Here is a 15,474-nt window from a genome sequence, read left to right on the forward strand (position 1 = left end):
TGCTTTAAACATACAAAAGAGGGTAGGAAACACCTACCCTTTATAAGTTTGATCGCAGTGCTTAATATACAACCCCTTGCTGCTGAATAGCATTAACACCTTGATTTAGCTGAATAGATAGCCAGCCTTCTACATCACTACGAAGAGATGCGGTGTTATCAGGACCTGACTGGCTGGCATAAAACCATAAACCGGTAGGCATAGGTGCGGTAACATTTGGGCCACAAGTAAAGTGATTAGCGGCATACATTACAGCGCCAGAGCTACCAAACTCAAAATGACTATCAGAATAACCGCCATAACCTCGTGCTTTAACATGGGCTTCTGAGTCCAGCGTGAAGTGGTAAACTTCGTTGGGTTGCAACAAAAATGGACTTACGTCAGATGAATCAAATCGAGCTCGCATCGTCGAATTTACGCTCGCTTCGTTACCCGAACGGGTAATTATGCCTGCAATATTAGTAATTAAATCACTGGCAAGTTGTGCATCGAGTAAGCTACCCGCATTGTCATTCACTATTGCAGCAGTAATACCTAAAGCTGCTTTTATAGTGCCCAGCACCGAGTTAATATCCCATCCAGTGTTAAAGCTCATTGCTGCACCACCGGCTTTATTAAACAATACAATCTCAGGGGCAGAACCAGGTAAATCAACGGCAAACTTTGCGCCATCGGCAGAGTGTGCATTAGTGGCTTTTGACCAAATTTGTTTTGCGGTCCCTTTTACATGGAAACGCGAGGCATAAGTGCCTCTAACTTCTAAGTTTCCTGAACATGAATTACTTTGATTACAATCAAAACCCGCTTTATCGGCACACAGCATTTTTACCGAAAACTCAGTAGAGTTATGGCTTATTGTGTTGTCGTAGCCATAGGCTTTGTGTTTTGACCAACGCTCACCATCGCCTGAATGAAATGCGCCGTAAGCAGTACTGGTAAAGTTAAGTCCGTGTTTAGACATTCCTTTATTGTCACTAGATGTTTCAGGTGCAGGTGATGATGGGGTTGAAGGGTAATTTGTGACCACAGTACCAGAGCCTGTATTTGGCACTACCATTTGGCAGGCACAGGCTGACTTTGGACCACCCTTTGCATCTTTATTTAATAACTCTTTAATTTCATTATAAGTAGTTGGATCCATTTCCTTGTTATAGCTTAAAACAGAGAGCCCTTTTTTCTTAGGAGCCGCGTAAGTTTCAAACCACGCTTCAAATAACCGTGGATTGTTTATTTCGACAAACTCAGCTAACGAAACCATTTTTTGCATCGTTAACCATTGCTTAAAAAGAGCCGGCTTATATTGTATAAGGTAGCGTGGAAGGTAATAGCTATCCTCTGGTGAGTGATCAGCAAGCACCGTAGACCACAAATCAAGCGCATTTACGTCTATCTCTTTTATTTGGCTTAAGATTTCTTCGGCCTGATAAGTTGCTGTTAGTTTTTCAATATAATGATTGAGTACCGCTTCTTCGTCGTTTTCAGCCATAAAATCAAGCAAAGAAAGCGAGTCAGTAGACCACGCTGAAATAGTCTGCCAAGTTTGTTTGCTAACTTGAGCAGGTGCCATTGCACCATAATCATTTTCTAAAGCGGTAGTACGGTGGTTGGTATTTTCAACAGTACCTGCAAATGCAGTGGTGCTTATGATTGCCATATATACAAGAGAACCTAAAGCAAGTGGTGTCATTAATGTACGTTTCATTTTTATTCCTCCATAAATAATAAATAAGCACAAATAATGTGCCCTTTTATATTGCTTGTTTATTTTCATCACGAAAGGAATTAGCAGGGTCAGCAGGGGGCGAGTTTGGTAAAAGTGAGAAAAGTAAGGGGGTGTAAACATGCTGGGCATTATTTTTTGAATTGAATAAATATATATATTTTTAAATACAAAAGCTTAAAAATAAATTTACCCGTTTTTACCCAATTGCCCCATGATTTTAAGTGTGATTTACCTCTCTTTGATGCACACTTTTTGAGTTGATTTTGTATTTAATAGATATGTAAATACAGTCTCAACAATAGGATTAAGTAAATAAATGGAGGTAAATATAATGAAATATACAATTTTAATATCAAGTCTGTTACTAACAACCTTTGCACATGCTCATAGTGCAAAAATGTTGCAAGAAGAACTTCAAGCTAATGCGCAAAACTGCCCTAAAAAGCAAACAATATTGCTCGCTTCAATGAAAATATCGACAGGAACGTTTTCATTTTTAAAAAGTGATACAAGTAGTGGGTGTACGGAAAAAAGGCTTTCAGCATCAGGTCGAGAAAGCCCGATGTTAGATTGTGGTCAGTTTGATGATTGGCGTTTAGCTTACGATATGGGAAACAATATGTGTGAGTCGTTACACTCAAATATGATGCGTTTTGACAATACATTAAACCCAGATATGCAAATATTTACTCGCTTTGAAGGCCCTTATGAATTTAAAGGGGACGAACATCATCAAAAATTTAAAGCCAACATGGGTGTTACATTAGCGTGTTATGCCTGTGATACAGCAAAATAGCTAAACCGTAGCACGAGGTGATATAAGTGATACCTTGTGCTTTTTAATTCTGATTCAGGTTAAGTAACCTGAACTCTGGATAATAAATCTATCTCGAGCAGCTATTTTCAGCGCTAACTGCGTTGAATTTACTTGCAATAGGCCCGCTATTGACGCGTAAATTCGCCTTGTTTTCATTGAAAATCTCCGGCTAGAGAAAATAAATTTAAATATCACCATGATTCAATATGTTAGTAAATCTCTTAACCAGAGTTCAGGTTAAATAGTGAGGTGAGGCTTTAGCAAGTACTTCAAGCTTTTGTACTTGTTGTTTTAGTTTATGTAAATCATCATGCTCTTCATTGCAGTGGTTAATAACATAATGTGCGGTTTTTATTATATTACGCCAGCGAGGTTTTTTAGGCAGTGTTTTAATCGCTAAATAACGCTCTAATGTACGCACCCGCAGCCGACCATCATCAATGTTTACTTTCCACATTTTACTTTCTTCTGCAAGCTCAATTCTTGTTTTTGAGCTTGTTTGTTCCCAAATACTCAGCGATAGCGTCATAACTTCTACAATTAATTGGCGAGTGTCTTGCTCTGTGTCGGTAGCTTCGTTGGGGGCGGCGTTATTCACTGTATTTGGAGGTTTGCTTATTTGTGCTAAATATTTATAACTGAGCAACATTCCTGCCATAAAGGCACTAAATACCGCTAATACATTATAAAGAGTGAAATAGTTATGTTGCGGCTTATTTGGGAGAATATCGGCTTGCTTCAAGCGTAGCTGGTATAGATTGGCCGTATCTGTTCGATTTTGGCGTAACATTGTATTGTAATCTTCAAGCGTACTTAGCGCATCACGGTATTGTTTTGATTGCTGTTGTGACTGAGCGAGTGCGATGTAAAATAACTCTGTTAGTTGGCTGTTTTGATTGTGGTTTTCGGCTAACCCTTGTTTTAATAACACTTGCGCTTCAGTGTCATTACCTTCTAGTTGTTTTAGCTTTGCCTCTATTAATAGCGCCCGTTGGTCGACTTTGTCATTTTGAATAAGGCTACGGGTACGTTTTTGTGTTGCTAGCCATTTATGTGCCTCATTAAGTTTATTTTGAGCTAAAGCGATTTCAGCGAGTAGTAAGTAGGCGCGTGAAGCTTGAGTATGTGCACCGCTATTGTTTAACTGCGTAAGCGTTGAATTTATAAGATTTATAGCTTTATCAAACTGTAACTTTTTAAAAAACACTTCAGCTAAGCTTATCAGCGTATGGTTTGCCTTTGTTTGATTGCCAAGTTGTGTATGTAGTAAATGTGCTTGTCGAAATGACACGATAGCATCATCTAATTGATTAATATCTCGCGATATATTACCTAAATTATTTAAAGTAACGGCTTGGCGTTTTAAGTCGTTTAATTGCTTAGCAATGTCGTAACTGTTTAAAAATAAAGTTAAAGCGGTGTCTAAATCCCCAAGCGCTTGATATACATTAGCAAGATCATTCGATGTTTGACCTTCATAACTTAAGTTTTTTAACTGCGTAGCAAGCTTTTGTGTTTTATGAAAATAAGTAAGAGATTGAATATAACCTCTTTGTCTGTATGCATTAATACCGAGTTGTCGCGTTACATGATATTGCTGTGAAATACTTAAACTTTGGCTAAGTAGTTGCTCAAGCTCGGAGTTTGCTAAGGCTAAATCACCTGCTTGCCTATACAGTACAGCTAATTCTAATTTAGCCTCAAATGATGCTGTTGAGTGTGGCTTGAGTTTACTGATTTTTTGCTTGCAGGTTAAAATGTCACTCGTTATATCAACCGATTTATCCTGCTCACAAACACTTGCCGATACCGGATAAGAAAAAAGTAAAAATATAATAAAAACAATATTTAGAAACATCACTAAGTACGAGTTGCATTTTTGTTAAATTAAAAATAACACACTATTAACTTTACGTCATAAAGATTGCAGAGACTATTAAACGTCGCGTATTTTTTGTGCTGGATTTCCTGCAACCACGGTATTAGCGGTTACGTTTTTGGTTACCAACGAGCCGGCACCTATCACGCTATTATCGCCAATGGTAATACCTGCTAAAACAATAGCTCCTGCGCCAATCCATACGTTATTACCTATAGTTATTGGTGCTGCAAAGTTTTCTTTCTGTAGTCTTTGTTTGGGCTCAACTGCATGAGATACCGCTAATAGCTGAACATTAGGGCCAATTAAGCAGTCACTGCCAATCGTTATTGCACCTTCATCAATTGGTGCATCTAATACAGTGCAATTAATGTTTATAAAAGTACGATCACCAATAGTGATCTGATTGCCGTAATCGCAGTGAAAACCAGCTTCAATTATAACGCCCTCACCACATTCCAAAAATAACTCTCTAATACGTTTTAAGTTGCCTTTGCTCGGACTTTTATTAAATAGGCGGCAGGTGTCGCCAGTTTGTTTGCGCAGCGCTAAATATTCTTTGTTTAAACTAGTAAATACTTGCATGTGGTTTCTTTTAAAATAAAGCTTATGGCATTCTACCTTTATTATTATTTGATTAAAGCTGCTTTAATTTCATTCATTCACTTGTCATTTAACTTGTTTCGTTTAAAATCTAATAACTTTCGAAACGAAACTTAATTTATGACTAAACGAAACACACAACAACGTCGTCACAATATCTTGGTTCAGGTTAATGAGCTAGGTGAAGTCGTGGTTGAAAAGTTAGCACAGCAGTTTCAAACCTCCGAAGTAACCATTCGAAAAGATTTAACCGCGCTTGAAAAAAGTGGTTTATTGCTGCGCCGTTACGGTGGTGCTATTGCATTGCCTAAAGAGATTGTTAGCGATGAAATAGATTCAAAGCGCAAAGTGGCTATAGCTAAAGCTGCAGCCGCCCTCATAAAAGATCATAACCGAATTATTATAGATAGCGGACGTACTACAGCCGCAATGATCCCTGAGCTTGCAAATAAACGCGGGTTAGTTGTTATGACCAATGCCATTAAAGTCGCGAGTCGTTTACTATCACTTGAAAACGAGCCGACACTTTTGATGACCGGTGGAACATGGGACCCGCATTCTGAGTCGTTTCAGGGGCAAGTTGCCGAAAATGTATTATGCTCTTACGACTTCGATCAGCTATTTATTGGTGCTGATGGCATAGATGTAAAACGTGGCACAACCACTTTTAATGAGCTGGTGGGTTTGAGCCAAGTTATGGCAAAAGCGGCACGTGAAGTAATCGTAATGGTTGAATCCGACAAGATTGGCCGAAAAATACCAAATTTAGAATTACCGTGGAAAATAGTAACCACATTAATAACCGACAATGGCTTAGCTGACGATAAACGCAAAGCAATTGAGGCATGTGGTGTAAAACTAATTTGCGCAGAGATTATACAATAGCTACTTAGTAGCAAGTATTTAAAAAATTAATGGAGACACTATGTGTGGAATAGTTGGGGCAGTTGCAGAACGTCCAGTAAACAAAATTTTAGTTGAAGGCCTTAAGCGTCTTGAATACCGTGGTTACGATTCAGCAGGCGTAGCATTGCTTGATGGCAACACACTTAATACTGTTAAAGCAGTAGGTAAAGTAGTTAACGTAGAAGCAGCGCTAGAAAAAGCAGGCGTTAGCGGTCATACAGGTATTGCACACACTCGCTGGGCAACACACGGTAGCGTAACAGAAGCCAATGCACATCCACATGTTTCAAATAGCCAGCTTGCACTTGTCCACAATGGTATTATTGAAAACCATGCAAGCTTACGTGCTGCGCTTAAAGGTGACGGCTATGAATTTTTATCAGACACCGATACCGAAGTTATGGTGCATTTAATTCATCAATTACGCCAACAACACACTACATTGTTAGCCTCTGTTCAAGCAGCTGTTAAACAGTTTGAAGGCGCTTTTGGTACCGTTGTATTTGATAAAGACAACGATAACGAAATTATCGTAGCGCGCTCAGGTAGCCCGCTTGTTATTGGTTTAGGCCTTGGTGAAAACTTTATTGCCTCTGATCAGTTAGCACTATTACCAGTTACTCGCAGCTTCATCTTTTTAGAAGAAGGCGACGTAGCGCGTATTACACGTGACACAGTCGAAATTTTTGATGCAGACGGTAACGCCGTTGAGCGTGAAGTGATTGAATCAAACATTACGCAAGATGCATCAGGCAAAGGCGATTACCGCCACTACATGCTAAAAGAAATTTACGAGCAGCCACTTGCAGTACGTAACACGCTTGAAGGGCGTTTAAACGACGACCGCGTAGCAATTGATGCGTTTGGCGAAAGCGCTCAGCAAATATTTAAAGATGTAAAACATGTGCAAATTATTGCCTGTGGTACGTCTTACCATTCAGGTATGGTTGCACGTTACTGGCTTGAGCAGTTTGCGGGTGTTAGCTGTAATGTAGAAATAGCTTCTGAATTTAGATACCGTCAGTCGTTTGTTCATGAAAATAGCTTACTTGTGACTATTTCTCAATCGGGTGAAACAGCCGATACGCTAGCTGCATTACGCCTAGCTAAAGAGCAAGGTTACATGGCATCAATGACCATTTGTAACGTACCGGGTTCATCGCTTGTACGCGAATCAGACCTTGCCTTTATGACTAAAGCGGGCGCTGAAATTGGCGTTGCATCGACTAAAGCGTTTACTACGCAATTAGTTGGTTTGTTAATGCTTACAGCGTCTATCGCGCAAGAAAAAGGCCTTGATCAAAGCGCAATTGTAAATGCAATTAAAGTACTACCCGCTAAGCTTGAAGAAACACTACTGCTTGCTGATGGTATTGCAGACCTTGCAGAAGAGTTTGCCGACAAGCACCATTCATTATTTTTAGGTCGTGGCTCGCAATACCCAATTGCAATGGAAGGTGCGCTTAAGCTTAAAGAGATTTCGTACATTCACGCAGAAGCCTACGCAGCGGGCGAGCTTAAACATGGGCCACTCGCGCTTATTGATGCCGACATGCCAATTATTGTTGTAGCACCTAATAACGAATTACTTGAAAAGCTTAAATCAAACGTAGAAGAAGTACGCGCTCGCGGCGGCATCATCTATGTATTTGCTGATAAAGATTCACACTTTGAGTCAGACGACACCATGCGCGTTATCAACGTAAACCATGTAGATGACGTGATTGCCCCTGTTGTATATACAATCCCACTACAGTTACTTTCGTACTACGTAGCGGTAATAAAAGGCACCGACGTAGACCAACCACGTAACCTAGCTAAATCGGTTACTGTTGAGTAAAATCAATAGGTTGAGAATTACCTGTTAAAGCTAAAAAGGCGCTCAATGCGCCTTTTTTATTGACCTCAATACATGGATTTGTCGCATTGATTTTAGCGAGCACTCTCAGGTATGCGTAGGAGCGAGCTTTAGCCGCGAATGTTTATCTCCATGCTTCACGTTATACGCTTCAAGATTAAATCGTTGCCGCACACTCATGAACGGTTTTATTTATTAATGATTTATCAATTGTTTATTTTCAGTGAGTGATGAAAAATCAGCAAAGGAAATGTATAAATAAACAGAAAAACTATGCACATAATCTAGCTTATGTATAATTTTTTATAAAAAGTATACACCCAACCACCTCTAGATTAGATGCAGAATTCAGCGTTTCACAGGGCTTAATATCAAGGCGTTACTTTTATTAAAGACTGATTTTAACAATAGAACCACTATTATACCAATCGGCTTAAATATTTAACCATTCTAGCGGGGCTAAATAAAGCCTAACTGCGTTAGTCATTTTTCATGTACGACTGCATGGAAGCAGGAGGTAGAGCAATGCAGGAGCAATTGCCGAGAACAACTAGATATAAAAATTTTTGCCTAGTTATAGCGCAATTTCTTGTCATTAAAGGGACCCCATATCCATTTCTTGATCTAAAGCTGATAATTCAGCAAGTGATGCTAAACGCTGCTCTTCTAGGCGTTGTTTATATTGCATAAGATCGGCAAAAGCGACTTTTCTACGATTCCCCGTACGAGTAAATGGAATTTCTTGTGAATCGAGGAGTTTTATAAATGTTGGGCGTGACATGTTTAGCATATCAGCACCTTCTTGCGTTGTTAGCTCTGCATGAATGGGGGTGATGCTAACGGAGTTGCCTTGCCCTAGCTGAGTAAGTACTTCGATCATCATATTTAATGCGCTTGCAGGAATTGTTACTCCGTGAGATTTACCTAGTTGATCAACCACATTAATTCTTTGCGCCTCACCATTGGCTTGCATTACGGCTGATAGCTTTTGGCTACCAAGCTTAGCGAGTGCTATTTCTTCAGCACTGGGTAATTTTGTAGCTGTGTTCATTTTTTCTCTCTTACATTGACGAGTGCAAATTGTACAATGCGGTAAGTATCCGAAATATTCGCAATAAAGTCAACATTCGAAATATTCGAAAGTTTAAATTGAGGCCAGCAAATAACATTAACCTGTTCGCAACGTGAATATACAAATATCACGTCTTTCCTTTGGCTTTACTTGCTTGTATTCAAACATCATTATTACGGTGCTTGCCAAGGTTTTGTTAATAATTAGGTGGATTTTCAACCTCCCCAATACCAGCCAAGATAAATGATTATTCAGGCATATGAGATCAATATAATTTGCCTTAAAAAGCCTTTTTCGCTAGCCTCGATGCATTATTATTTTTTGTGATTTTTGCTATGAGTGAATACCAGTTATATGAATTTCAAGCCATTGATGCCCCTTTGACGCATCAACAAAAACAGTACATGCATGATTTATCTTCTCGGGCGCAAGTCACCGCTTATAGCGCGCAATATCAATATCACTATAGTGATTTTCCCGAAGATATAAACACGGTGTTGTTGTATGGTTTTGATTTGGCGCTGTATCAAGCCAATTGGGGAGCTGTGCAGCTATTAATTCGGTTACCAACAGGGTTAGTGGATGTAGATAAATTACGCGTATTTTGTATTACTGACTTAATTAGTGTGTACGAAGAGCCAGATTCAATTGTACTTGATATTAGTTTTGATGATGAAGAAGGTGGTCGTTGGATTGAAGATCAGGGTGAGCTGGCTGAAATTGCAGGCATCCGCGCTATGTTGCTAAATGGTGATTATCGCCCGTTGTATTTGGCATGGCTAAAAGCCGTGCAGTGGCAAAATGAAAGTGATGTTGCAGTCGCTAGCATGATGATACCTGCTGGTTTTAACTCTCTTGAGCCATCGTTGCAAGCATTGGCTGGCTTATTTGAATTAGAGAGAGATTTGATCACTGCTGTTGCTAAATATAGCCCTGAGCTTTCAGATGCGTCTAAGTTAATGGCCTTGGGTAGTTTATCAGCACAAGAGTGCACCAACTGGTTGCAACGATTGTTAGATGCAGAACCATTGTTAGTGGAAAAACTCACCCAACGATTGACGCTCAATACCGATGAAGTAGCATCTTCTGATCCAGTAACCGTGAGTTCCTTATTAAAGCAAGCGGAGCAAATAAAATCGCAACGCTTAGCAGCGATATCTGAAGCTAAGCAGCAAGAGCGCTTGGCATACCTTACTTCTCTTATACCTAAACAAACGCAGCTTTGGCAAACGGTGCTGGAGTTGATAGAGCAAAAGCAAGCCAAGCCCTATGACCAAGCGATTATGATCTTAATTGATTTATCTGAGTTAGCTCAAATGCAGCATCAAAGCGCTGAATTTAAAGTGAAAACAAATGAATTGCTGGCACGTTATTCAAACCGTTCAGCGCTAAAGAGTAGATTTAAATCAGCTCAATTACTTTAATTATTGTGCATCATTATTATTCCAGAAAATAATTACTTCACATATTACAACTTCAAACATCATAGAGAGGCGCGGCAAACTCGCGCCTACAAACATAACAACCCTGCCCGTAACTTGTCGCTCGAATCGCGCAGTTGTTACCTATAAAGTGATTTAAATCACTAATCCCTACTTAACGGGCAATAAATACGCTAAAATTGCAGGCTATTTTTAGTAATGAGCCCGCACCTTTTATGACCTCAGCCGCAAATCCTAGTAATTTCAATGAACTTGGCCTAATTCCAGAGCTAATTGCTCGATTGTCTGATCTTGAATACACACAACCGACGCCGATTCAGGCAAAAGCAATTCCAAGTATTTTGGCGGGAAGTGACTTAATTGCAGGGGCGAATACCGGCTCAGGTAAAACAGCAACCTTTGCATTGCCTATGCTACAAACGCTGTTTTTAGCGCAAGGCGTTAATAAAGCGCCGAGCAAAGGTAACTTTGTATCAGGGCTGATTTTAGTGCCAACACGCGAGTTGGCAACGCAGGTGGCTGATAGTGTTAAATCGTACTCAGCTAACTTTAATGGCGCGATTAAAACGGTGGCGGTGTTTGGTGGTGTGTCGGTTAACACCCAAATGCAGGCACTTCGTGGTGGCGCTGATATTATCGTGGCAACACCAGGGCGCTTGCTCGATTTAATCTCAAGCAATGCGATTAAGCTCGATAAATTAAATACCCTTGTACTTGATGAAGCTGACCGTATGCTAAGCCTTGGCTTTACCGAAGAACTTGCTGAGCTTCTAGCGTTAATGCCTGCTAAAAAGCAAACTATGTTGTTTTCAGCGACCTTTCCTGAGCAAGTAACGCAATTAACGCAAGAGCTGCTAAATAATCCAGTTGAAATACAAGTACAAAACAAAGAAGAGAGCACACTTGTACAGCGTGTGTTTAGTGTTAACAAAGGTGAAAAAACCACGGTTTTAGCGCATTTAATTAAAACCTATAAATGGCGCCAAGCGATGATTTTTGTGAACGCTAAAAAAGATTGTGAGCACTTAGCCAGCAAACTTGAAAAACGCGGTGTGAACGCGCAAGTATTCCACGGTGATAAAGGCCAAAGTGAGCGTACTCGGGTAATCGAAAAGTTTAAAGCGGGTGAGATTGAAGTGCTTATTGCAACCGATATTGCCGCCCGTGGTTTGGATATTGAAAAGCTACCAGTGGTGATTAACTTTAACTTACCGCGCAGCCCTGCTGATTACATGCACCGCATTGGCCGAAGTGGCCGTGCCGGTGAAGTAGGTTTAGCGTTATCACTAATTGATTACGAAGACTTTCATCACTTTAGAATCATCGAGAAGAAAAACAAACTACGTTTAGAGCGCGAAGAGGTTACAGGCTTTGCTGTAAACCAAGCAAACCTTGATGCCGCTCAGGCGCTTAAAAACGACAAACCAATGGCAAAGCCAGAAGGCACTGGTAAGAAAAAGAAAAAAATAAAACCGATGATATAGATGATGTATGGAGTGGCTGGCGCCGTAAGTAAAGCTACTTTTAATAGCGATATAAAAAACGAAAAAAGACGCAACTGCGTCTTTTTTATTGAGCTTGTATAATTAGAGCAATGTTTAACTAATAGCGTATTTTTTCTCAAACTCAGCCACTTGTTGTAAAACTTCATCAACACTTTCTTGTAATTCACTGCCCATTTTAGTGAGCTCATGAGGGAAGTCATCCTGCATCAACGTCATTAAGGCATACCAAATTGCTTTAAATTTGTCTTTTAAGGCATAACCGTTTAATTCGAGTAGCTCTTTTGTTTTATAAAACTGTTTTTTGGCCATAAGCAAAGTAAAGTAAAGAGCAATAGTGTTATCGTGAAACTTTATGTCATAGGTTCTATCATTACTATCAAGACATTGCATAAATAAATCATAACTTTGCGGTAGCTTTTCAGCCCATAATAAAACTACTGAATAAAGGGGGGTTATGTACTCACTTGGCTGCTCTTCATAGGCTGTTTTAGTCAGTTCAAGTGCTTTTCCGTATTCATTACCTAGCTGAAAATAAAGCGAGGCTAATTGCATCCCTGCACCTTCTACATCAGCATTAATTGCTTTTGTAAAGTAATCTTTTGCTTTATCAAGTAGTTGTTGTTCTTGGTATAAAAAGCCTAAATGTAAAAGAGCACTTTTTTCTTTTAGTTCAAGTGCTTGAAGGTAACGTTTTTCCGCTTTATTAAATTGTTGTTGATCTTGATGTAAAAAGCCTAGGTTAACAAGTGTATAAGAGTTTCCCTTTTCTATCGCCTTTAAGTAATACTCTTCAGCTTCAAGGTACAATTTCTTTTCATGATATAGGTAACCAATAACCCCTAAAACGTTAGCACTATTTTTTTGTGAACTTTTGAGTAATTTAATCGCCTCATCAATTTTATTTTCATCAGTGAGTTGCCATGCCTCGATAATAATTTCTCTATCTGACGCTGAAATGTCATTAACGAGAGTAGAGTTATTTGAAGTTAAATAGGCTTTCGTGCTTTCTTTCATTTCATGTTCGGTGTTTATATCTAAACCAGCATAGCTTAGCGCTTCACACATGTGATAAACGTAAGACTCTTGTATTTTACCATTACGAATAGCGCTCATAAAACCTTTGGCTCTACGTTCAAGATCTTCTGGGCTGCACCACGAGGTTAAAAAGTTAACTAACCACTCGACTTTTTGGCGATCTTTTTTACGGCCAAAACGCATTAAATACCAAATATTAAAAAATCGCTCTTCAATTTTATAAATCTTATTTTTACCAATGGAAATAGATTCTACGATGCCGTATTTAGTTTCTAATTGCTTAAGCTGGGCGGATACGGTTTTACTCTCTAGGCGGGTTTTTTTGGCAATTTCTTTAGTGCCGATGCCGTCCCAGTTCATTGCTATGGTGTGCGTTATATCTTGTAACGTTTCAGGTAGGTCGTCCATGCGGTGTTTATACAAAGGGGTAGCATCATCGAGTATTTTTAATAAGTCATCAAATGCATTACCGCCATCATCTACAAAAATATCAAATAGCATCACCATTGTTCTTGGTACACCACCGGTTAAGCGGCGTAAAGTTTCTATGCGCTCGGGGGTGTTTTTAATGATATCGGCTATTTTTTTCTTTTGTTGCTCATCGCCCATGCTGGCAAGAAAATCAAAACATTCCTGTTTGTTTAAACCGATAAGTTTAATAATCTTGAAAAATTCGTAAAACGGTTTTCCGTAGTCAAAATGCTGCTCTAGCATTTTGGTTGAGCCACCAACGATTTTGAGAGTTGGCGATGTGAGGAGAATTTCTCTGAGTCTGCGTTGCTCTTTTTCTTTTAGTTTGCCTAGTAGCTCGTCAATGTTGTCTATCAACAGTAATAGTTTTTTATTTTTCGCTTTTACTGCTTTTTCTAAGTATGAAAAGCTTTTTAGTTCGTAATCGGCATCGTCAAAATGGCTTTCCATATCATCATGTATGGTAGCAAAGTCATCTTCAGCTGTGCATTGTAAGTAATCAGCAATTTCTTCCCATAAGCGACTGAGCGAACGAATTTGATATTGTTCTTCTGAGAATTTTATAGGGATTAAAAGATCAGCTAGCGTTGGCTCAGCTTGAGCTGCGAGTTTTATTTTTCTTAATAGGGTTGTTTTACCCTGACCTCGCTGGCCGACAATTATAAAGTGTTGGCTAGGAACTGTGTAATCACTGTTTTTAATGTCATCAAAAATGTCGTCAAAATCATGATTTCGCACAACAAACTTAGCTAAAAATTCTGTTTCATCAATTTCATCAGGCGTGTATTTATAGCGTGAGTAATTAGTTTGCGACATTTTTGTTCCACCACATTCTTAAGATCGGAGAGTTAAATTGATAGGTTTTATTGTTGTCGTTGTTGTTAATGTAGCCATCGTATATTAATGAGTGCAGGCAATCTTTTGCTTCATTGCCGTCTAAGTTATGTTTACTGGCAATATTCATGATATCGAGCAAGTTAGTCTCTTTTTGGTTCGAGATAGCGTTCAGTACTTCTTTACTAAATAAATACTCATTTTTACCTAATGCGGTTTTTAGTTTACTTTGCCAGCTCTCAAAGTGATTGCGATTATCTAGTGCATTATGAATTGCTTGATCAATAACAGTTTGGTCAAGTTTTTGCTCTCTGCGGTATATTTTTTTAATTTCTTGCGTAATGAGTTGGATATAAAACGGGATCAGCCAGTGTATGGTTGTAAGTAAATAATCAATATCTGTTTGATTGATTTTAATCTCTGCACTTTGAAACAGTGCTATTGTAAACTTCTCTGCTTCGGGGGGAGTTAAAGGCGGGACTTTTATATTGTTTAAATCGTTGATGTGTTTAATAGCGTCAATTTTGGATACTACGCTTTCTAGACCTATTGAACCTGCGTAGATAAAAGTCACTTTTTGTGAAAACTTTTGATCTTGCCTTAACTCTCTATGGGCTTTGAGTAGGCTTATTGCGTTTTTAGGTTCTTCGTACTTTATTATGTTTTCAATGGTTTGAGCAAACTCATCAATCATAATAATGAGCTTTTTATCATGATCTAAATCTTTAATTAATCTGTGAAAAGCCTGCTTGTGATCTAGCATTTTGCCATCACCAAACTCAACGCCGTCCATCGTTATTGAAGCTATTTTTATGCTTTTAATTTTATCCCAGAAGTTTTTAGTTTTTGTTTTCAGGCTGGCAATGAAGTCTTCTTCCATTAGTGCATTAAAAACTTTTGACCAAAATTCTGCCTCGGAATCAGCAGACTCTGTATCAATATAAATGGGGATATAATTTGCTTTAGGTTCATCAACTATTTTATACATTATTGATGTTTTACCTACACGGCGAGGGGCGCAAAGGAGAATATGGCTACCGTTGTCTATTGCTTCCCATATGTCCTCTAGTTCATAGGGTCTATCCCAAAAGTTCGCACTTCTCGCAGCCTGACCAACAATGTTTTTCATACGCACCTCCTGACAAATTATATTTTGTTAGATTAGTTGGCAAATTATTTTTTGTCAAACGTTATGGCAAATTATAATTTGTTATTTTTTAAATTAGAGGAATCGTTTTTAAACGTATATTTGAGTAGATATAAAAAACCCGTGATTAGAAATCTAATTACGGGTTTTGTCATTTTGTGGCTTTAGCCCAAAACTTTAAT

Annotated in this window: 10 protein-coding genes and 1 pseudogene; 5 read left to right on the forward strand and 6 right to left on the reverse strand. The window is 38.9% G+C overall.

Going from position 1 to position 15,474, the window contains the following annotated elements:
* Nucleotides 1–61: 61 nt before the first annotated feature.
* A complete protein-coding gene (locus tag P20495_RS11015; protein ID WP_008136022.1) occupies nt 62–1,702 on the reverse strand; it encodes a hypothetical protein in 1,641 nt (546 codons plus the stop codon).
* 352 nt (nt 1,703–2,054) lie between these two features.
* On the opposite strand from P20495_RS11015, the gene P20495_RS11010 reads away from it, so the two are divergent.
* On the forward strand, nt 2,055–2,519 hold the full coding sequence (locus P20495_RS11010) for a hypothetical protein (RefSeq protein WP_007377366.1): 465 nt from the start codon (nt 2,055–2,057) through the stop codon (nt 2,517–2,519).
* A gap of 253 nt (nt 2,520–2,772) precedes the next feature.
* Here P20495_RS11010 and P20495_RS11005 read toward each other — a convergent pair whose 3' ends face one another.
* Complete coding sequence (locus tag P20495_RS11005) at nt 2,773–4,398, reverse strand: tetratricopeptide repeat protein (protein WP_008136024.1); 1,626 nt, start codon at nt 4,396–4,398, stop codon at nt 2,773–2,775.
* Nucleotides 4,399–4,476: 78 nt separating this feature from the next.
* Nucleotides 4,477–5,004, reverse strand: coding sequence for a sugar O-acetyltransferase (locus tag P20495_RS11000; protein WP_008136025.1), 528 nt, complete (start codon nt 5,002–5,004; stop codon nt 4,477–4,479).
* Nucleotides 5,005–5,142: 138 nt separating this feature from the next.
* On the opposite strand from P20495_RS11000, the gene P20495_RS10995 reads away from it, so the two are divergent.
* Nucleotides 5,143–5,907 (forward strand): DeoR/GlpR family DNA-binding transcription regulator, encoded by a 765-nt coding sequence (locus P20495_RS10995; RefSeq protein ID WP_008136027.1) that lies wholly within the window; start codon nt 5,143–5,145, stop codon nt 5,905–5,907.
* A 40-nt stretch (nt 5,908–5,947) separates the two neighbouring features.
* On the forward strand, nt 5,948–7,768 hold the full coding sequence (gene glmS / locus P20495_RS10990; RefSeq protein ID WP_008136029.1) for a glutamine--fructose-6-phosphate transaminase (isomerizing): 1,821 nt from the start codon (nt 5,948–5,950) through the stop codon (nt 7,766–7,768).
* A gap of 613 nt (nt 7,769–8,381) precedes the next feature.
* On the opposite strand, the gene P20495_RS10985 is transcribed toward glmS, so the two are convergent.
* On the reverse strand, nt 8,382–8,837 hold the full coding sequence (locus P20495_RS10985; protein WP_008136032.1) for an excisionase family DNA-binding protein: 456 nt from the start codon (nt 8,835–8,837) through the stop codon (nt 8,382–8,384).
* Nucleotides 8,838–9,193: 356 nt separating this feature from the next.
* On the opposite strand from P20495_RS10985, the gene P20495_RS10980 reads away from it, so the two are divergent.
* Both P20495_RS10980 and P20495_RS10975 read left to right on the forward strand, forming a co-directional pair.
* Nucleotides 9,194–10,282 (forward strand): hypothetical protein, encoded by a 1,089-nt coding sequence (locus P20495_RS10980; RefSeq protein WP_138950657.1) that lies wholly within the window; start codon nt 9,194–9,196, stop codon nt 10,280–10,282.
* 233 nt (nt 10,283–10,515) lie between these two features.
* Nucleotides 10,516–11,816: pseudogene (locus tag P20495_RS10975) on the forward strand (DEAD/DEAH box helicase).
* Nucleotides 11,817–11,898: 82 nt separating this feature from the next.
* Here the strand turns inward: P20495_RS10975 and P20495_RS21970 are convergent.
* Both P20495_RS21970 and P20495_RS10965 read right to left on the reverse strand, forming a co-directional pair.
* On the reverse strand, nt 11,899–14,127 hold the full coding sequence (locus P20495_RS21970; protein WP_008136041.1) for an NACHT domain-containing protein: 2,229 nt from the start codon (nt 14,125–14,127) through the stop codon (nt 11,899–11,901).
* Nucleotides 14,114–15,274 (reverse strand): ATP-binding protein, encoded by a 1,161-nt coding sequence (locus P20495_RS10965; RefSeq protein WP_008136043.1) that lies wholly within the window; start codon nt 15,272–15,274, stop codon nt 14,114–14,116. Before P20495_RS10965 ends, P20495_RS21970 begins: the two co-directional genes overlap by 14 nt.
* Between the last annotated feature and the right edge of the window lie 200 nt (nt 15,275–15,474).

Source organism: Pseudoalteromonas sp. BSi20495 (genome assembly GCF_000241185.1).
GTDB classification, from domain to species: domain Bacteria; phylum Pseudomonadota; class Gammaproteobacteria; order Enterobacterales; family Alteromonadaceae; genus Pseudoalteromonas; species Pseudoalteromonas fuliginea.

Coding starts and splice junctions, on each gene's coding strand:
- P20495_RS11010 (WP_007377366.1), top strand. CDS start 2,055: ATGAAATATACAATTTTAATATCAAGTCTGTTACTAACAACCTTTGCA.
- P20495_RS10965 (WP_008136043.1), bottom strand. CDS start 15,274: ATGAAAAACATTGTTGGTCAGGCTGCGAGAAGTGCGAACTTTTGGGAT.
- P20495_RS11005 (WP_008136024.1), bottom strand. CDS start 4,398: ATGTTTCTAAATATTGTTTTTATTATATTTTTACTTTTTTCTTATCCG.
- P20495_RS11000 (WP_008136025.1), bottom strand. CDS start 5,004: ATGCAAGTATTTACTAGTTTAAACAAAGAATATTTAGCGCTGCGCAAA.
- P20495_RS10995 (WP_008136027.1), top strand. CDS start 5,143: ATGACTAAACGAAACACACAACAACGTCGTCACAATATCTTGGTTCAG.
- glmS (WP_008136029.1), top strand. CDS start 5,948: ATGTGTGGAATAGTTGGGGCAGTTGCAGAACGTCCAGTAAACAAAATT.
- P20495_RS10985 (WP_008136032.1), bottom strand. CDS start 8,837: ATGAACACAGCTACAAAATTACCCAGTGCTGAAGAAATAGCACTCGCT.
- P20495_RS21970 (WP_008136041.1), bottom strand. CDS start 14,127: ATGTCGCAAACTAATTACTCACGCTATAAATACACGCCTGATGAAATT.
- P20495_RS10980 (WP_138950657.1), top strand. CDS start 9,194: ATGAGTGAATACCAGTTATATGAATTTCAAGCCATTGATGCCCCTTTG.
- P20495_RS11015 (WP_008136022.1), bottom strand. CDS start 1,702: ATGAAACGTACATTAATGACACCACTTGCTTTAGGTTCTCTTGTATAT.